We start from the raw sequence: 18,802 nt of genomic DNA on the forward strand, positions 1-18,802 counted from the left end.
CGGCTCCGCGTTTCACGCATGCGGACTCCGCAGGTTTCCGGGGTGTTCGCGCGATCCACTCGTCGAGAATCGTAGCCGCCTACAATGATCGCGAGTGTTCCCCAGCCGGGTGGGGACGACTCCGACGGGACGGTGAGTGACATGAGCGAGGCGGCCCTGCGCCGGTCGAGACGGCGTCCGGAGGCTGCCCCGCCGCCGTCCGAACCGAGGATCGGTCTGGTCGAACTGGATCGCGAATTTGAGATCCGGCGGGTCAACTCGGTTTTTACGGAACTGTTCGGCGCGACGGCACGGGAGGCCACCGGCAGCCCCTTCTGCCGGTGGTTCCTGCCGGCGGTTCGAGACACGATGCACCGTGAACTCAACGAACTCGTCCACGGCCGGACGGATCGGTTCGACCTCCGGCTCGTCGGTCTGGGCCGCGGCGACACCGCGTTCCTGACCGACGTGACCGGCCGGACGGTCGGCGCCGAAGACAAGGACACGCGGCTGGTGGTGCTCATCAATGAGGTCCAGGTGGGCGAGAGCCCACCCGTTCCGTTGAAGCTCGCGGAACTCGATGTACGGATACTGGAAGGGCTCGCGGCCGGTGAGTCCACCATCCAGATCGCGATGCGCCTCTACCTCAGCCGGCAGGCGATCGACTACCGGGTCGGCGCGATGCGCCGCAAGCTAGGCGCGCCCAACCGCGCCGCGCTGGTGTCGAACGCTTACACATCAGGCTTGCTCGACCGGCTCAACTGGCCGCCACGCGTCACGAGGCAGGCACGTAAGGAATGACCCCCGCACCGAGATGCCCCGGCACTCGCGGATTTCGGGTACCGAGGTCGCCAACCTGTGAGTTTGATGGTAATACCGTCGGAATCCAGGATGCTACGGAGTTGGGGAATGAGCGAACCGAACCTCGGCTGGCACGTCGCGCTCGTCGATGAAAACCTTCATATTTTAAACGCCGAGACTGGTTTCTTGAGCTTGCTCGGCATATCCGATTTTTATCTTCGTCACCGCGGTATTCTGGATTTTCTGCATCCGGATTTCACGCGGAGCGCGCGCGGCGCCCTCGTTGCGCTCGGCAACGGTTCGCTTGGCGAGGCTGCCGAGCACGTCGCACTCAGCCGTCCCAACGGGCAAGTATTCTCCGTCGAGCTGACTGCGCTGGCGCTGGCTGAACCAAACAGGATTGTTCTCGCCATCTCCGAGCTCAAGAACAGCACTTCGTTGCCCCAACGCGCCAGGCAGTTTCAACTCAGCCGGGTCGACGCCATGATTCTGGAGGGTCTCGTGTCCGGTCTGCGCGTCGCCGAATTAGCGCAGCGCGTATGCTTGAGCCGTCAGGGCGTGGAATACCACGTCGGGGCGATGACCCGGCAGTTCGATGCGGCGAACCGCACGGCCTTGGTGGCGAAAGCGCACGCTGCGGGAGTCTTCATCGCCGATGTTCATCCGCCGCGAGTGGATCCACGATTTCTGGAAAGCGACTACCGCATCGTGGGTTCTTAGTACGGCAGTCGTAGTGTGCGATGTTTGGCGTGTTGTCGCTGGTAGTGGCTGCGGCGGGCGCGGGTTTGGTGGCATCGTCGCCAGCGTGACCGGTGATGGGTGTGGGCTTCGGAGTGAGCGGGATCGGTCAGTGTGGACCAGAGTCGTCTGGTTTCGTTGTAGGACAACGGGATCAGGCCTGATGTTTCAGCGGCCGTTTCCCTCTTTCGTCCCGGGCGCGTTCGGTGTGGCGGTGACGGCGAGGAACGCGGGAGCGAGCATGGACAGGGTGATGTGCCGGTACCAGGCTTCGTATTTGCGGACCTGATAGTGGTCCAACCCGGTCTCGTTCTTCGCGAATTGGAACGTTTCCTCGACCGCCCACCGGGATCCGGCGATCCGGACGAGTTCGGCGATCGGCACGGGATACTTGCTGTGGCAGATGTAGTAGGCCAGCTCGGTGGTTCTGCTGACCGAGTGGCGAACGAGCGGTTGGTGCCCCCCCCCCCCCCCGGCGGTGCCGGGGTCGAGCAGGAGCCAGTCTTAGAGCCGGTGTCCCTTGCTGCCGATCCCGGCGAAGAGGCGTTGGCAGCCCTTGCGTGGTGCCGCGGTGGCGAGTGCGTTGGCCCGCACCTTTCCGGCTGGGTGTCGAAGCGATGGTCGCAGGAGATGGCCATGACGTAGTCCAGTCCGGCCTGTTCGCACCAGCCGCGCACGCCGGGGTTGTCGCCGTAAGTCTCGTCGGCGGTGAACCACTCAATGTCGGAACCGGCATCGAGCAGCCGTTCCAGCATCCGCTGAGCGAGTTCGGGTTTGGCCTTGATCTTCGCACCGATTCCGGCTTCCGCACAGCGTTCCTGATCATGGGTCCGGGGCACCGGGAGGCAGAGCTCGCGGTCGATCAACGCCCGGCCTTTGGCCGAGACGCAGGTCAAGAAAACCCGGAGCTGGCAGGTTCTCGATCCGCCCGGCAGTACCGGAGTGCTGGCGCTGCACCAACGGATTTGCCCTTCTTCAGGAATCCGGTCTCGTCGGTCACCGCGATCGCGCCGCGGTCACTGAGATTGTCCAGCACAGAGGAGCGGACGCCGACGCGTGCCGCGTCGGCGTCCCACCGGTAGCAGTTCTTCCGCTCGGCACCCGACAACGGCCCCAGCACATACATCGGGCCCGCCGGCGCGAGTTCGTCTGCGCGAAACGCCCCGCCACCAGCGCGAATACGTCATCGAACCCGGCCCGCCACCGGGCGGAGACGATCATCTACCACAGTCCATGACGCGGCCACCACACGTCCTCTTCGAGATTCAACACACCTTAACTCGATCACGCGGTGGCCATCTTCATGCACACGACACGCCGTCAAATCACACACTGCGGCCGCCGTAGTAGAAGAAAAAATACCAATTCTAGCTTGCTGGCTATTCGGTCACATCCGCCAAAATGCTGAGTTGCGACGTAGGTCTGATTTTGAGACCCCGCAAACAACGCTCCTGCGCAATCAGCAATTTTAGAAGAATGCACTCATGGGCGCCTGGTCACGGTGCTCGTGAACACAATGAACAGAAGGTTGCTCGGACTCCCGGTCGCGGCTATAAGTATTAAGAGATTGCTCCGCAAGAGTGGCAAATTATGAAACAGTGTTCCGCAGGTCGAACATTGGTATATCAAAATGCTACGGAGGTGACTAAGCATGACGTATGGAAAACCGCCCACGTGGCGCTGCTCGGCAGGGACTCGCGAACCGCCACTACCGCGGCCGCGTGGTTCGTCCGTGACAGGGACGTCCTGTGATGATCGAGTTGTCGAGTGATGAGCTATAAGCGGTCTCGGTCCGCGCGCAGTGAGCTGGCGGCGCGCGAGAGGTGCCGGACATCATTCCAGTTTTGCATCGAACCGATGTTGTTACCGATGCCCGGTGAACCTTGGTCGCTTGAGCCGGCGGAACCGGACATCGATCATGCCATCTCCGATACGCCTTATCCGTGGGAAATCGGTGACCCTCCAGTTTTGGCGGCGGATCGGGCTGTGCACCGGTGGCTGCTCGGGCATCACGTCGCCTTCGGTTTGTGGCGCCTACTCGGCGACGCCCTTCGAGTCATGTCGCAGGGTGAGATCAGTACAGCGGACGAGGAGATCGTGGCATGGCTGTTCGACTGTTATTCCGAAACGTTGGTGTATTCGGCCAGTTGCAGTGCCGAGGTTTACGCGGATCGAATCAGACCCGCGATGGCGGCCGTTCATCCCGCGTTCAGCGGTCGGTGGGGACGCGACTACGAGGCTGTACGTTCTTTACTCGAAGAAATCGATCTACCCGCGGGGGGTAGCCTGGCGAGAGCGGTCGCGCGTAACCGCCGCGTCCACCTGCTAGTCGCGCGGAAGCTAGTGCCCGACGGCGATTCACTGTTCAAGGATGCCGGACATCGCCGAGATAACATCACCTCCGACGTGGAACGTGATCTCTTTGATCGTTTCTTCCGTGTTCAGCGGCAGGCGACTTCGAGAAGCTGGTTTCTGATTCAATTGGACCGCAGGATCTCGGCCATTCGGTATGACATCGCACGGTATCCCTTGGGGACGGCGGACGACTTTGCCGTTCCGACCCCATATCTGCTCAGCGTTTCGTCGGGTACTCGAGCGATGCGCGACATCGCAAGTTTTTGCAGTACAAGAGCGGGTCAGGAGCAGGGGAGTTGTCGTGACCGAACTGGTGAATAAGCGCGTGACGATGAACCGGGCCCTGACTGAATACATGCTCGCCCAAGCTGAACCACCGATTTCGTCGCAGCAGTGGTTGATCGATGCCACAGCTGCGCTCGGAGCGTCGGCCGAGATGCAGATCCCCCATGAACAGGCGGTCTTGCTGAGCTTTCTGGCCGACATCGCCAACGCGGTGACCATTGTCGAGGTGGGCACCTTCACCGGATACTCCACGCTTGCGCTTGCTCTGGGGTTGAAGGCCGGTGGAGTTGTGCATACCTACGACATTTCCTCGGAGTGGAGTGGAATCGCGAGCAAGGCTTGGGCTGACGCTGGTGTCGCCGATCGGATCAAGCGGTACACGGGCCCGGCGTTGGACGGACTGGCTGCTCTGCCGGCTGGGCAGTTCGTCGACATGGCTTTTATCGACGCCGACAAGGCCGGGTATGTCGACTACTGGAACGAACTGGTGCCTAGGATTCGCAGTGGGGGCCTGATCCTGGCGGACAACGTCCTTTACTCCGGTGAGGTCGTCTCTGCCGCTCCGTCTCACAACGCCCTCGCGATCGTCGAGTTCAACGCGCACGTGCGGGCTGACGACCGCGTGGAGTCCGTGCTTTTGCCGATTTCCGATGGCCTCACCATCGCCCGCAAGAAGTGATCCGCACTCGTTCGACGGCGGTGCCTTGTGACGACGAAAGTCGTGTCGATCGGGGCTGTGCGGAGATGCGCATAATACCGCGCCACAACGGCTTCGCGGTCGTCGCCGTGGCCGCTGGCGACATCGTGGCTGACGTCGCCGGTCTGGTACTCGTCGTCAACTTTTGACACTATTGCTCAATCCCTATCAAAATCGAAAGAGTGGCTGTTGGCTGATGCCTCTCACTATATGTCACGCACTTTCCAGTGCCCGGGTTTAAGGCGGTCGGAGACTTTGGTGGGTCGTTGGTGTATCAGGGTACCCAGTTCGATGACCCCGGTCGCGCGCTAGTATCCTGCGCCAGAAATTCGTCGGCAGAATTGTCGTTCCATTCCTTGATCCATGAGCGAATGTCGGCTTCGAGGTTCTGGACGTTCTTGTGGACACCTCGCGCGATCTGCTGATGAGCGAGGAAACCGAACCGCCGCTCAACCTGATTGATTCATCACTGGTCACGCTGGCGTCGACGCCACCAAACCCGCGCCCGCCACAGCCACTACCAGCGACAACACGCCAAACGTCCCACACTGCGGCTGCCGTACTAGGCTGCTGAGAATGGCCGCGCAGACGACATAAGTCTGCGCGGCCATTTCTTGGACGGCCGGGTGGGCCGCCCGGATCTGCTACTTCTTCGTCTCGAAGTACTCGTCCCACTGCGCTTCCCAGAGAAAGGACGCGACTTCGGTGCTGCCGACGTAAGTTGTTGTCCCGGTGCTCTGCGCCGGCCCGATCGTCGTACTCGCCACCGCCGCGGCGAATTCTTCCGTGGTGACCAATTCGCCCACCTGTGCTCGCCGTAGTGCCAGCAATCCCCGGTAAGCGCGTTCGAGCATGGTCGCGGTGATCGTATTGTCGATCATGTCACCGCTGACGACCAGAAGGTCGATACCTCGGGCGGTCAGCTGCGGAATCCGAGCCCGTAGCGCGTCTTCACCGGCCTTCTTGCTGGCCGCTATGGGTTCGTAAGGCGGGAACGGCGGGCGTTGGCCGTGGAAGTGCGCGTCATGGCTGGTGACGAAGACGATCCGGCTGCCGGCCGGCATCAGCGGCAACGCGGCGTCGACCAGGTTGGCTTGCGCCCGCGCGTTCAGCTGCATGGCGTAGTCGGAAGGCTTGCCCGGTTCCAGGCCGCCACTGGCGTTGAGGACGAGTGCGTCCAGCCTGCCGAATGTGGTGGCGACGGTTTCGAACATCTGCCGCACCGCTTCGGCTTCAGTCAAGTCGGCCTGCACGGTCACGGCACGACCGCCCAGTTCGGTGACGGCCGCCGCGGTCCGTTCAGCGAGTGCGGCGCGCGTGTGGTAGTTGATCGCCACGTCGGCGCCCGACTCGGCAAGTATGGTGGCGACTCGGGCGCCGACCCCTCGTGAGGCGCCCGTGACGAGCACGACTCTGCGCTTCTCTGCTGGCATGCGGAGAAGTTCCTTCCCTGAGATGAAGTATTCGGAACCAGTGGTCTCGGGTACCGGACAGTGCTTGACGGTTGGACATTTTTCGGATCGGCAGTCCAAACTGTCATGCAGTGTAACGAAAACCCTGGATAGTCAAGGTCATCGCGTGGAGTACGAGCACGTCGCAGCGAGAACTTTCCTTATTGCGCGGAAGATCTTTCAGAATGACGCGAAAAAGTCTGTTCACCTGGATGCCGGTGGCCGCCGCCGTGTTCATCAGCGAGGTGGGGGTTACGGCTCTGGGCAATCTCGACGCTCGGGCGCCTTGCGGCCGTGGCCGCGTGACTTCCTTTCTCCGCAACCTGGTTCATCTGGTTCGCCGCCGATCGTTTCGCCGGGTCCCGCAGTTCGACCTGGCCCGCGCCGCCCGCCATAGGATTCCTCGCCTGGATGTACTCGGGTGTCTTCGTGGCGGCTCTCGCGCTCGTGCGGCCCACGTGGTGAATCCTGGTTCGCTGCCCGACCGGTGCGAGCCGCCGATCTTGTCGGAGGAGTCACGATGACCGCTGGCTAGATACGTTCCAACCGGCATCGTGGTGCGGCTTGCCCGCGCGGTGGTGCACGCGACGCCGGGGTGGGTGAGTGAACGTGCTTTTGGAATACGCGCTGAGCTAGGCGAAGGGCTTGGAACCTGTTGGACCACGGCGCATCTGGCCGCCGAGAGCGAGGTTTCGGACCTGCTCGGCATCCCTGCCGGGACGCGGCAGGCCGCCCTGATCCCGACGGCACACACGACCGGTACGTCGTTCCGCAGCGCGGCCCGATCGCCGCTCGATGACGTCCTCCACCTCAATGGATGGTGACGGGGCTCCGTTCATGGTTCGGTCGCCAATCAACCGCGAACCTGCCGCAGAACCGCTTCGAAACGTTCGGTGCGAGCGGCTTGGTCGCTCAGGTTGTCGGCGATCATCGCCGCGCTCAACAGTTGAGCGTCCCGGGGGTTGCGCGGATCGCGGCCGGTGATGTTCGCGATGCGAGCCAGCCGGTAGTCGAGTGTGCTGCGGTGTATCAGGAGTTCTCTGGCCGCCTTCTTGCGGTTGTGATCCGAGTCGATCATGACGTTGAGGGTCTCGCACAGAATCGGATGCTCGCGCAGCGGGAAGATGATGGAAACAAGCGCTTGCCGGACCCGGCTGTCATGGATGACGGCGTATTCGATCAAGACATCCGACATGCAATACATGCCACTAGGTCGTCGGGCCGCCCGGACCAATTTCATCACATCGACGACTTCTTGGTACCCGCAAGCGATCGAAGACTTCGGGCGTATTGTCGAAGTGATCCACCCGGATCCGGCCAGGTGCTGGTCCAGGCGCCTGATGATTTTCGCGGTATAGCCGGCCTCGACTTCCGGCACCAGCAGGACCAAACCCGTCGAGCGGCAGGTCGTCAGAGTTTCCGGACCGACGTGCTCCCGCAGCGCCGCGCAGTCGGCGTCCGGATCCGCTTTGTCGACCAGGATGACGGTGTAGTCGTCCGCCAGTTTGTGAAGGGCTTGCCGGGCGATCAGGTGGTCATCTATGAGGTCTCCCGCGAGATCGCGCGTCTCGATCTCGTCGACCCCCGCTTGGAGGCGGCCCTCCAGGAAGTCTCGTAACAGGCCCTGGCCATCGAGGACGATCTCGCTGAGACGTGGGTCCGCTGCTGCCGCGGCGATCAGTTCGTCGACCACAACGCTCGGTCGGTCGCCGTCCCAGCACTCGCCGGCGGCGCGTACCCGTGCTCGAAAGTCCGCGGCGCTCGTGTAGTACTCGGTTCCTTGCCGCGACGGTGTCTGCTGGTGTTCTCGGGTGATACTAGTGAACGCTGGTTCCGGCGCTTTGGCGATCGTCGACATCACAGTTCTCTGCTGCGTTCAATTGATCGAGAATAGAAGATCTTCGTTTCTGCGTTCATCTGCGAGAGACTTGAAGGCAGTATGGACCCCTGGTCTAAATGTCCGGATTTGCGCTGCATCGGATTTCCTCCTGGGTTGCCGCTGTGCTGGTCAGGATACGAACAGTGAATCGAGTCAGTCAATGTGAAGCTGCAAACATTGTGGTTCCAGTGCGTCAGCGAGGCAACTACCCTAAATTTATATCAATTGTGACGTGGGTTATTTGAATTTTATTTCTTGACGCTTTGGTCGTGGCGGACGAATTATCCGGAAGACGTTTGGCGGCTTTTGTCGCGAGGTCGGCTTGGTGAAGCGGTGCCCAGGGCGGCCGAGCCGCAGCGACACAGGCGTGGCTGCGACGACGGGCGGAACGGCGGCTTCGAGGGAGGTGGCCCCGGGTGTCAGCGTCGACGCGGGTGACGTGGCCGGGGCGATTGCGGTGCCGGGCCGTTCGATCGGCCCGTGTTCGCCGACCTCACGCGGCCGCGGGCTGGTCTTCGGTTTCATCGTCGCCGATGCCGCGACGATATGAGTAGCGCGTGACAAGCAGCTTCTCGATGTCTCAGCAGAATTATGGAAGGTCTCCGCGAAGCGAGGAATTCAGGCGCTGGTCCGGGCGAAGCTGGTATAAAGACCGCTGGCGCAATCCGCGGAAGAACGGTGGAGGGTGGTTGGCAGTCGGAGGATTTCGCATCGTTCGGTGTCGGGTGCGAGCGTGGCGGGGCCGGCCGCCGCGCGGTGAACGCCCCGGCCGCAAAGGCGCGGACGGCTGACGCCGTCAGCTGACCCGTTGCCGACGCGCGCGGTGGCTCGACGGGCGGGCTCGGCCCGATCGCCATCACCGGGGTGGGACGCGATCCCTGGAGACGGCGGCTGGAAAGGCATCGTGCTCGTGCGGGCGGCCGAGTTCGTTTCGGTGGGCGTCCGCTCCGGTGATGTGGTTGCGGAAGTTCATCTACCACCGCCACCCGCTCGAGCACAGGGACATGTTCACGAACCGGCACTTTCGCGTCATGCTGTCGGCCCGGCACGATATCGAGGTGCGTGACGACATGGACATGGGCGGTGTTCACACCACTACTGGAGCGCAGGCGGCACGGTGGCCGTCGGCGACAGAGCTCTCCTGCTTCAGTGCTCTCCTGCGTGATCAGCGGTGGTAGGCCCCGGCGCGGCTTGCCGGCCAGCCGATTGCCTCGGCCGGGCGCAGTCATCCTCTCTGGTGCTTCGCGGGACCGGACGAGCAGGACGTGGCTGGTCGTGGTCCGGCATCCCGCCGGAGCGGTGTGCGCTTGTATGCAGTGGCATTCACCGCGGATCAGCAAACCGCCACTATTCAGAGACCTGGCGAAGGGGAGACCCTCCGCCTCGAGCTTCTCTCCTTGGTTGCCTGTCGTTGGCCCGGGTGGCCGGGTGGCGGACACCGAGCTGTGGGTGGGTTCCCAGCCCGAAATGCACTGATCGTCGAGGTGGGTTGAGCAGGAGAGGCGACCAAAAGGTTCAGAAGAGTAGTTTTCATGTCCGATGCACTCGGACGGGGTGCTACCGGTGGGACGGATGCTGTGGACCGGATGAATCTCTCACCTGGAGTGAGAAACGATGACTGGCACTGGTTTGACGGGATCGATGACGCTTCTCGAGCGCGACGATGAACTGAACCTCCTCGCGTCTGCGCTGGGACGCGCGGAACAAGCGAAGGGGTCCCTGGTCCTGATCGGCGGTCCCCTGGGAAGCGGGCGGTCGGCCCTCCTGCGATCCGTACGCCACTTGCCGGGTGCCGCGACGGCAACTGTGTTGCAGGCGAGTGCCTCGGTTCTCGAGCAGAACTACGCCTTCGGCGTGGTGCGGCAACTGCTCGAGCCGGCGCTGGCCGGGGTCACCGACGATCACCAGCGCGACCGATGGCTGGCTGGAGCGGCGGGGCTCGCCAGGCCGGTCTTCTCACCCAGGCACACCGACCTGCTGACCGCGGCGAAGACCGTGTCTGTCCAGCGAGCGGTGATCCTCGGACTGGGGGCCCTTGTCGAACACATGAGCGACGATGGGCCGGTGGTGGTGCTGATCGATGATCTGCAGTGGGTTGATGAGCCTTCGTTACGATGGCTGGCGCACTTGGTCTCCCGGCTGAGCGAGCTGCCGGTGCTGGTGGTCGTGACAGAGCGACAGGGCGACCCTCGCGCGGCCGGCTGGCTGGTCACGCAAGTTTCTGGTGCGGCGGCTCACACTCTCCAACCGAACCCCCTTTCTCTTTCCGGGACACGGGCCTTCATCGTTCAAGAGATGGGGGAGGCCGCGCAGGAAGAATTCGTGGCCGCCTGCCATGACACCACCTACGGCAACCCGCTCTTCCTGAAAGCCGTGTCGCTCAACTTGCGCAAAGACGGCATTTCGCCCCTTGATACCCATGCCGACCTGGTACGGACGCGTCGTCCGCCGCTGCTGCGCCAGGTGTTGATCGACTGCTTTCACCAATACGGAGATGCTGTCCGTGATTGCGCCAGTGCGATGTCCGTTCTGGAAAATACGGACGCGATCGAAGTGATCAGTCGAGTGGCCGGCGTCGAGCCCGAGCAGTGTTCGGACGCCGTAGTCATCATGCAGCGGTTGGGCGTCCTTGTGCGCCGAGGGACTTCGAAGACCCTGCATCCCATGGTCCGTGACGTAGTCGAGGACACGCTGAGCGCCGAGCAGCGGGAGCGTCTGCACCTCAAGGCGGCCGAAGCGCTGGAGCGTGGTGGCTTCCCCGCTGAGAGTGTCGCCGCACAGTTGATGGCGGTGACCGTGCCGACCGGCACGCGAGCCATCGGCACTTTACGCGCCGCTGCCGACACCGCGCTGGCGCGTGGCGCGCCCGACACGGCCTCTCGCTACCTTCGACGTGCCTTACTGGACGCCTCACCAGCGGGAGAAGACCGGGCGCGGCTTTTGGTGGAGCTCGCCGGCATCGCGAACGCCACTGACGTCGGTGCCGCTATTCGCTACATTTCGAGTGCTGTGCCACTTCTTCGGAGCGCGCGCGAACGCGCGGTCGCCGTGGTGCGGATCGCCACTCCCGCGATCGCCGACGCCCCGCCGGCCATCCGCGGGCTTATCTCACAGGTGGCCAGTGATCTGGGCGACCCGGACGAGCTGATCGGGGAGGACCACCAACTCGGGCTGCAGCTGGAAGCCAGAGTGAGGTCCCTTGGCCGGGCTGATGCGCTTCGTCAACCTGATCCTCTCCGCCGGCTCGACGAGCTCGGCCCCAATCCATCGGTGGACACGCCTGCCGAACGTGAACTGCTGATCGTTCTCCTGTACGCCCTCATGGTCTCGGCCCGAAAATCCGCCGCCGAAATAGGCCGGCTCGGCGCACTGGTCCTCGAGCGGGAGGAGCCGAACCCCTCGCACGTGCATATGGCGATGCCCCTGTTGGTCTGGACTCTCGCCGCGGCCGAATCGGCGGAAGTCAGCTCCTGGTTGGACCGCGCGGTGCTCCGAGCGCAGCAGGAGAATGCGGTGCTCGAGCTGGCGCTCATCCGCACGGAACAAGCTACGGTCGGCTTGTGGACAGGACGGTTCCGTGACGCGAAAGTGGCAGCAGTCGAAGCTTACGAGCTTGCCGCGCTCGATTGGGAGACCGCAGGCTCGTCGGCGGCGATGGTCTTCGCCGGTGTGGCGATCGCGACCGGTGACACCAGCCTCCTCCGCGGGATACCCATGGTCCACTCGCCGGATCCGGTCGCCGACGCCGGGCTGGCCGGCTTGCACCGAATGTTCCGGGCCGCGGTGGCCGCGGCGACCGCCACCGATCAGCGGGGCGCCCTCGAGCACTACCTTGAAAGCGGTCGTCAACTCGAACGGTCGAACTGGCGTAACCCGGTGCTCTTCCCCTGGCGCGCGGAGGCGATCCAGCTGCACCAAGCGGTCGGAGAGCTCAACGCGGCCCGAGCGCTCGCAGAAGAGAATTTCGAACTTGCGGTCGAATGGGGTACGCCGGCAGTGATCGGGCAGGCTCAGCGGATTATCGGTGGCCTGTGCGAGGGAGCCGAAGGTGTCACCAAGCTTCGGGAGGCGGTCGCCACGCTCGAGTCTTCGCTCAACCGATCTGAGCTGGCCCACGCACTTTTGGCACTCGCCAATCGGCTCCGAGCGAACGGTGATTCCGCTGAGGCGGCGTACCACCTGCGTCGCTGCCGTCAGCTCGCGATCGACAGCGGCGACTACCGGGTCGCCAGTCAGCTGGGTGTCCGCCTGCCATCGGAGATCGCCTCCGCCGAAGAACGGCCCGTCTTCTCGACCGCGGAGAGCAAGGTCGCCGGACTCGCGGCGGCAGGACTCGGTAACCAGCAAATAGCCGACCAGCTGGGCGTGGGTATCCGCGCGGTGCAGAAACACTTGACGAATGTGTACCGCAAGTTCGGTCTGCGTGGTCGCGGGGAACTCGGCGAAATGCTGCGACAGGAGACCCCTGATGTGCCGAGAATCTCGTCAAATTCCAGGCCGGACGTCTGACGCTTGACGGGGCGTCCCGAACGTCGAGGACTGTGACGGCTCCTCTGTCAGTCAACGCTGTCGTCGTGGTTCCCTGTTGCACGGCTATGCAGCAAGGCCGCATCCACCCGCGACTCGGCGAGCGTCAACCGCAAGTCCTGGTCATACGGCATTGCCGTCTTGCGGCGATCCTCGGAGATCCGAGGTTGTTCACTCTCCGTAGTAGAATCGGTCTCTTTGCTCACCCTCGCGGCCTAGTCGCCTTTGCTATCCGCAATTTCTGAAAAACTTTATCGTAACATGTTGTACAAAATTACTTGCCCAATTATGGGTGGACGGGCAAATGATCTTCCCTAAAGTACTCTGCCGATGAACTCTATGAACGAAAGTGAGCGGCTGCTACCCGGATGGGCTATAAAAACACGTAGGAAACGGGATTTCCGGCAATGCTGAAATTTGTCAGGTTGCTTGACCCGCTGGAGAACGCCGCAGGGTGAGGCCGATGGTGACAGAGAGCAGGACGCACAACGCTCTGGACACACGGCTGGTCGGCCGGTCGGTGGAACTGACGAGCCTCGCCTCGGCGATCGAGGATGTTCGCGGCCATGGTGTCCACCTGGTTCTGCTGAGCGGTGCCGCCGGAGTCGGCAAAACCAGCTTGCTGAAGATGGCGCAAACCGCCTTGGCGGCTGAGGGGGTGATCGTCCGATACGCGCAGTCCAGCGCGAACTCGGACAACTTGCACACCATCAGCGAACTCATGGGCATTGTCGTGTCCGGTGCCTCACAGCTGTCCGATGGTGAGCAGTACGCCACGTTTGACGTGTTCGACCGAGTGGTCGCTTTTGTGGAGCGAGCCACCTCCCGTGGCACCCTCGTCCTTTTGGTCGACGACGCCGACCAGTGTGACAAGTTGAGCCTCAGGTGTCTCGACTTCGTCCTGAGGCGTGCTTCCGAGCTGCCTCTGCTCCTCGTTCTGAGCCACCGAACAGTCGAGTCCGGGGTGCCGTGGCAGCTTGCGAGCGGGACCCGTACGAGCACTTCCATCGAGCTTGGCTCCTTCTCTCGGGCGGAACTCGCTCTGCTGGTGAGAGCGGGCCTGGGCCATGAGCCCAGTGAGCGCTTTCTCGACGTCTGTGCCAAGCTGACCGGCGGTGTCCCCGGCTTGGCCAAGCAACTGCTCGCCGAGCTGGACGCATTGGGGGTGCAACCTCACTCGGACAGCGCCGCCGTCGTGGCCGGACGGGTCGGTCCCGAGGTCGTCGCCCGGCCCGCGTTCACCTTCTTGTGTGCGCATCCAGGTCACGTCTGGCGAATCGCCTGTGGCGTCGCGGTCCTGGGCCCGGTCAGTGGTCGGCTGCTCGCCACCCTTCTCGGCACGTCCGAGGTCTCCGTCGACCGGACCGCTGAACTCTTGCGCGAGCACCGGGTCCTGATGGCCGACCGGCTGGACTTCGAGCACAAGGTGCTCCGCGAGTGGTTGCTGGCGCGAATGCCACTCGGAGAGGTCGAGGCACTCCGGTTGCGGGGCGCACGTCTGCTCCACGACGAGGGACGCCCGGCCTCGGAAGTGGCTCGGTTGCTGGTCAACCTGACCGACGTCAGGGAACCTTGGATGTCGGCCGTGCTGTGGGATGCGGCGTCCGAAGCCCGGCGAACCGGGGACAACAGTCAAGCCAGCAGGCTCGCCGAGAACCTGCTGGAGGCGGCTCCGGACGATGCCGCCTCCGCGGCGGAACTCTCCACCACGTTGTGCGCCTTCGCCCCGGAGACCGCCATCGCGTACTTCGTCCAGGCCATGGACCTCGCCGACGACAGGTCTCGGAACGTGCTGGTGCAGCGGCTCGGTGACCTGGCCTTGAGCTCACCGCCTCGGTCTTCCCTGTTCCACGCACTCGTGGATGCCCTCAACACCGGAGTCGACCGGGTAGGCGATGCGCGCGGGCAACTGGGGGAAGACTTGCGTGCCCGTGTCGAATCCGCGACCTTGTCAACGGGGCTCGGTGACATGGACACCCTCCTGAATGCTCTGGAACGAACGCGAGAAATTCAGGTACCGGACGCATCCACGCCGGCAAAGCGGGCGTTACTCGGTCAACTGGCCCGCGCGGCCGCGATAGACGGCAAGTGTGCGTCGGAAGTGTTGCGGCTGGCCAGGGCCGCGGTTTCCGGGCCAAAGACCGCCCTCGACCTCAAGCACGGCGTGCTTTATCCTTCAGTGAGCCTGTACCTCGCCGGGGCGCCGCTTGAGAGCTTGGCGGTTTTGTCCGCCGCGGTGGACAACCATGATAACGAGGCGAGAGCCGACGGAGCGCCTTGGCTGTGTTCCGAGGCCGAAGCTGTAGAGACCGTCATTTTACTGGATACCGGGAATCTTGCTGGCGCGGCCGAGGTCGCCAAAGCGGCCAGGGACCGGGCCGGGGCCACGGCGGGCGTACCAGTCCGCCTTGCCGCTACCTCGGTCCTGCTCGAGCGCGGGCAGTTTCGCCAGGTGGAACGGCTTCTCACCACTCTGAAAGACATCCGGCTCACCGGGCGGGACCGGCAGCTTGTCCGGCTCCACCTGGCTCGGGCGCGGTACGAACTGGGCGACGTGGAAACGGCAGTCGCCCTCACCGAGCGGACGTTGACCGACTTCAAGACATCCCACCCCATGTTGATCAGGTTCTTTCTGCCGGTGGCAGACCTGCTCGACTGGCTCGGCGGCAGCCGTAAGCTCGCGGCAGTGCTGCTCGAACCGTGGCTTCTGAGTGCGGAACATTGGGGATCGCGCGAGAGTGTGGCGCTCGCCCTCGCGGTGCGGGGGCATCTGGCGAGAGGTGACGACGGACTGGCTTTCCTGCGCGAGGCGAACGAAATGCTCGTCGATAGCCCCTACGCGCTGTATCGAATGCGAACTGAGTATCTCTACAGCCGCGCTCTCCTCGGCTGTGGCGATGCCGCCGGGGCGCGAGAACACTCCCGTCTCGCGACCATGTGCGCCGTGCAGCGCGGGTTCAGCGCGTTGGCCGCCAGGAGTCGCGACGTGCTGATCGCGGCCGGCGGGCGGATGAAAGAACTGACCGGCAGTGTGGTCGATCTGCTCACCGAAAGTGAACAACGGGTGGCGGTGCTCGCAGCGGCCGGAATAGCGAACCGGGAGATCGCCAAAGAACTCTTCGTTTCCCTGCGGACTGTCGAGATCCATCTGTCCAGCACCTACCGGAAGCTCGGGGTCAAGTCTCGGAGGCAGCTGTCCACGCTCCTGTCGGAGCGTACTTCGCCCGAATTCGTTCTGGCGGAGGACTTTGCGTGACCGGCCAGGGCCTCGACCGGAGGAGGTGCGTCTTTTGTGTTGATACGCAACAAAATGACATGTTTCGGTCAGGTACTCCCAGGCGGTGACGCGGCGATCGAGCCGGACGAAGCACGCGAGCGTGAGACTGATCAGGCGGCGGTGATCGCGTAACTGATCGCTGGAAAAGCCGCGGGCGATGACGGTGTCGACTCGGAGCCGGTGAGCGTCCGGCTGGCTGCAGTACGGGGCGCGCGGCGTCACCGCTCCAGTGAGCTTCGTACTTGGCGTTGTGCACTGACCACTGCGGACAGTCGACGCTCCCGATGGCTCGGCGGCCATCGCCCCGATCGTGATCGAACGTTCACTTGGGCTGGTCTGTCTCCTTGCTGTCCCCATGGGTTTCGTGGCACCGAACCTCCGTCGCGGGCGGACCACAGTGTTCTCGCGGAACGGGGTTGCATCCATTGACTTGGGGCAGATGCCCTTTGTAGCGTTGAGCAGTGGTAGGACCCAGGTCGGCTCTTCACTCATTTCGAGCACGAAACCCTTATCTGTGCAGGAAAAACCGGGAGCAATGATGACCTCCTGCGAAACGGCTGACAGGCCGAGCTTCCCGAGCGTGGTGCCTGAACAAGCCCGAAATAGCCGCAAAAGCTGGTCCGAAATCATCGAGGATGCGGTCCGCACGGTCATGTCGACCACGGGTGCAAACGCTTTCACCGCGACGGGCACGCCGGGACGGTTCTTCTTGACCAGACGTGATTTTGTAGCTCTCGCGAGGGAAGTGCTCCAAGACGTTACGCCACTGTACCTTCGCGCATTCGAGGGTTGGTGCGAGGTGACGTCTGCGTGTCGAGGCCGAATCCGCCGGGCGGGTGAGGTCTGGTCGACGACAGGGTTGCCGATTGACGAGGTCTTCTCGATCTTTTGCGGCCTGCTGGGGGAACTCGCTGATGCCTTGCTGATCCACTTCGGCACTGCGGGGCGGGTGTCGTTGTTCAGCGTGGTCACTTTGTCGAACATGCTGACGCGAGAGTTCCTGACCGGAGTCACCACGGGCCAGCCGGCCGGCCCCCAAAGCCGATCGCGGCCGAAGTACCGGCATGAGGTCGCAGCCGCCTTGATCGAGGGTCGGGACCTGCCCAGCGAAGTCGAGCGCGGCCTCTGTTCGCGCTACTTCGTCGTCGTGGTGAGGCTTCTGGCAGGTGACATGTTGGTGACCGATGTCGACAAGCTCGTAGGCTTGGGCGGACTCGGTACGTTGGTGCTACCGGGTGATGGAGAAACCATCGCGCTCGTGCCGGAAGCTGGGTGTCGCCGTGATCAGCGATTGAGCGCCGATCTCGCGACTGTTTTCGGCGAAAAATCAGTGATCGCGCTCGCGAAAAGCGCCCGCGCTGATCTGCCTGCCGCGCACCGGGAAGCCGTGGACCTGCTCAGCCTGGCCGCTCGTCGTGGTCCCGGAGTCTACCGGGTTGAGGACTTCCTGCTTGAATTCGCGGTCAATCGCAACGCAGACGCGCGAACCGCGCTGCTGAAGACCATTGAGCCGCTGATAGAAAACTCGGTTCTCTACGAGACGGCACTGACCCTTGTGCAGTCGGAATTCAACAGAAAAATTGCCGCGCAACGCCTCTTCCTGCACCGCAGCACCATCGACTACCGGCTGAACCGGATTCGGGAACTAACCGGGCTGGACCCGATGAGCGGTCGCGGAATCCAGATGTTAACGACGGCGACGGCCGTGTGCGAACTGTCGGGTGGACCTTTGATCCAAAGTGGACAGTACCCGATCGCCGTTGCCGCGGGCGCATTCGGTCGTTCCCGTGAAGGCTGCCGGGAGTTGGACACGCCCGTGGAGTACGCCGCACGAGCGGATTCGACCGTAGCCGAACGGCTGATCCGAATTATCGCACCCCTGACGGCTCAGCCGTCGCTTATGAAAACGTTGGAGGTCTTCATCGCAGACGAAGGAAATCGCAGTAGGACGGCTTGTGTGCTCGGCGTGCATCGCAGCACGCTGGACTACCGGCTCAACCGGATCGCGACGCTGACCGGCCGGGATCCCGCTCACCTGCCAAGCTTGCAGCTGCTGGCTGTGGCTCTGGCGGTGCAAACCACTGCTGATCCCTCGCTGTGAGAACGACCGGATTTCGTGCGGTGAATTTCAGTCTGGAATTGTGCGCGACCGGGGTTGGACCTTGCAGAGATTTTGGCTTGTGTCCAGGTCTTCCAGTACGTCGACGAGCGCTTGAATTCTCTCGTGCGCCTCGATCTCGAGTCGGTGGCGCAATCGTTTGAAGTCCTCGGCGGTGAGATCCTGGTGGTCATCAGGAAGCGCTGCCAAGTGTTTGCGGATATCCGTGACCGAAAGGCCAATCCGCTGAGCCACGCGGACTATCTTGATGAGGCACGCGTCAACCGGGCGGAAACGTCGTTGATTTCCACTTGTGCGCCAGCCCGTGATGAGGCCGTGCTTCTCGTAGAATCGGACCGCCGAGGCGGCCACCCCGCTGGCGCGCGCCAGATCGCTGACGGTCAGGGATTCTTTGCCTTTCGCCTGGGACGGCGTGACCTGAGTCACCTGGGTTGTGGAGGCCGTCATGACAAGTCACTCCTTGACTTGAACAATGGTTCAACTTTTAGTCTAGGGGGCATGAGCGTGTTGCGCGAGTCCGACGCCGGTGACGGTCTTCCGGTGACGTCAGCGATCTCCTCCTCGCGCTGGCTGATCCCGCGTGCCGCTTGGGCCGCTGCTTCCGTGGTGGCGCTCGGCGCGTTCTTGGGCAACTTGGACGGCTCGAGAGCATCCGGTGCCGCAACGGCGTCTGGTCGCTCGCCCGGTGATGGCG

The 18,802-nt window shown here is 63.2% G+C and carries 11 protein-coding genes and 1 pseudogene; 7 read left to right on the forward strand and 5 right to left on the reverse strand.

Annotation, left to right across the window (positions count from 1 at the left end):
- Positions 1-141: 141 nt before the first annotated feature.
- On the forward strand, positions 142-780 hold the full coding sequence (locus QMK34_RS09680; protein ID WP_326413365.1) for a LuxR C-terminal-related transcriptional regulator: 639 nt from the start codon (positions 142-144) through the stop codon (positions 778-780).
- 108 nt (positions 781-888) lie between these two features.
- The gene (locus QMK34_RS09685; RefSeq protein ID WP_326413366.1) at positions 889-1,500 is read left to right on the forward strand and encodes a helix-turn-helix transcriptional regulator; all 612 of its coding nucleotides are present in this window, start codon (positions 889-891) and stop codon (positions 1,498-1,500) included.
- Between the two features lie 186 nt (positions 1,501-1,686).
- Here QMK34_RS09685 and QMK34_RS47760 read toward each other — a convergent pair.
- A pseudogene (locus tag QMK34_RS47760) lies at positions 1,687-2,739 on the reverse strand (IS701 family transposase).
- Positions 2,740-3,387: 648 nt separating this feature from the next.
- On the opposite strand from QMK34_RS47760, the gene QMK34_RS09700 reads away from it, so the two are divergent.
- Both QMK34_RS09700 and QMK34_RS09705 read left to right on the forward strand, forming a co-directional pair.
- Positions 3,388-4,194: a hypothetical protein gene (locus tag QMK34_RS09700; protein WP_326413369.1), complete on the forward strand. Its 807-nt coding sequence runs from the start codon at positions 3,388-3,390 to the stop codon at positions 4,192-4,194.
- Positions 4,175-4,837 carry an O-methyltransferase gene (locus tag QMK34_RS09705; RefSeq protein WP_326413370.1) on the forward strand — a complete coding sequence of 221 codons (663 nt, stop codon included), beginning with the start codon at positions 4,175-4,177 and terminating at the stop codon, positions 4,835-4,837. Before QMK34_RS09700 ends, QMK34_RS09705 begins: the two co-directional genes overlap by 20 nt.
- Positions 4,838-5,499: 662 nt before the next feature.
- Here the strand turns inward: QMK34_RS09705 and QMK34_RS09710 are convergent.
- A complete protein-coding gene (locus QMK34_RS09710) occupies positions 5,500-6,288 on the reverse strand; it encodes an SDR family oxidoreductase (protein WP_326413371.1) in 789 nt (262 codons plus the stop codon).
- 871 nt (positions 6,289-7,159) lie between these two features.
- On the reverse strand, positions 7,160-8,164 hold the full coding sequence (locus QMK34_RS09715) for a PucR family transcriptional regulator (RefSeq protein ID WP_326413372.1): 1,005 nt from the start codon (positions 8,162-8,164) through the stop codon (positions 7,160-7,162).
- A gap of 1,662 nt (positions 8,165-9,826) precedes the next feature.
- Here QMK34_RS09715 and QMK34_RS09720 point away from each other — a divergent pair.
- Entirely contained in the window at positions 9,827-12,694 is a 2,868-nt protein-coding gene (locus QMK34_RS09720) for an AAA family ATPase (protein WP_326413373.1), read from the forward strand.
- A gap of 47 nt (positions 12,695-12,741) precedes the next feature.
- On the opposite strand, the gene QMK34_RS09725 is transcribed toward QMK34_RS09720, so the two are convergent.
- On the reverse strand, positions 12,742-12,918 hold the full coding sequence (locus tag QMK34_RS09725; protein ID WP_326413374.1) for a hypothetical protein: 177 nt from the start codon (positions 12,916-12,918) through the stop codon (positions 12,742-12,744).
- A 257-nt stretch (positions 12,919-13,175) separates the two neighbouring features.
- On the opposite strand from QMK34_RS09725, the gene QMK34_RS09730 reads away from it, so the two are divergent.
- Together QMK34_RS09730 and QMK34_RS09735 are read left to right on the forward strand one after the other, a co-directional pair.
- Positions 13,176-15,968: a helix-turn-helix transcriptional regulator gene (locus QMK34_RS09730; RefSeq protein WP_326413375.1), complete on the forward strand. Its 2,793-nt coding sequence runs from the start codon at positions 13,176-13,178 to the stop codon at positions 15,966-15,968.
- 559 nt (positions 15,969-16,527) lie between these two features.
- Positions 16,528-18,090, forward strand: a complete 1,563-nt coding sequence (locus QMK34_RS09735) for a helix-turn-helix domain-containing protein (protein WP_326413376.1) — start codon at positions 16,528-16,530, stop codon at positions 18,088-18,090.
- A 27-nt stretch (positions 18,091-18,117) separates the two neighbouring features.
- Here the strand turns inward: QMK34_RS09735 and QMK34_RS09740 are convergent, their stop codons facing one another.
- Entirely contained in the window at positions 18,118-18,555 is a 438-nt protein-coding gene (locus QMK34_RS09740; RefSeq protein ID WP_326413377.1) for a MerR family DNA-binding transcriptional regulator, read from the reverse strand.
- Positions 18,556-18,802 lie beyond the last annotated feature (247 nt).

Origin of the sequence: Amycolatopsis sp. H20-H5 (assembly GCF_035828755.1) — a bacterium.
GTDB lineage: Bacteria > Actinomycetota > Actinomycetes > Mycobacteriales > Pseudonocardiaceae > Amycolatopsis.

Coding starts and splice junctions, on each gene's coding strand:
- QMK34_RS09720 (WP_326413373.1), top strand. CDS start 9,827: ATGACGCTTCTCGAGCGCGACGATGAACTGAACCTCCTCGCGTCTGCG.
- QMK34_RS09700 (WP_326413369.1), top strand. CDS start 3,388: ATGCCCGGTGAACCTTGGTCGCTTGAGCCGGCGGAACCGGACATCGAT.
- QMK34_RS09740 (WP_326413377.1), bottom strand. CDS start 18,555: ATGACGGCCTCCACAACCCAGGTGACTCAGGTCACGCCGTCCCAGGCG.
- QMK34_RS09680 (WP_326413365.1), top strand. CDS start 142: ATGAGCGAGGCGGCCCTGCGCCGGTCGAGACGGCGTCCGGAGGCTGCC.
- QMK34_RS09710 (WP_326413371.1), bottom strand. CDS start 6,288: ATGCCAGCAGAGAAGCGCAGAGTCGTGCTCGTCACGGGCGCCTCACGA.
- QMK34_RS09730 (WP_326413375.1), top strand. CDS start 13,176: ATGGTGACAGAGAGCAGGACGCACAACGCTCTGGACACACGGCTGGTC.
- QMK34_RS09735 (WP_326413376.1), top strand. CDS start 16,528: ATGACCTCCTGCGAAACGGCTGACAGGCCGAGCTTCCCGAGCGTGGTG.
- QMK34_RS09685 (WP_326413366.1), top strand. CDS start 889: ATGAGCGAACCGAACCTCGGCTGGCACGTCGCGCTCGTCGATGAAAAC.
- QMK34_RS09715 (WP_326413372.1), bottom strand. CDS start 8,164: ATGTCGACGATCGCCAAAGCGCCGGAACCAGCGTTCACTAGTATCACC.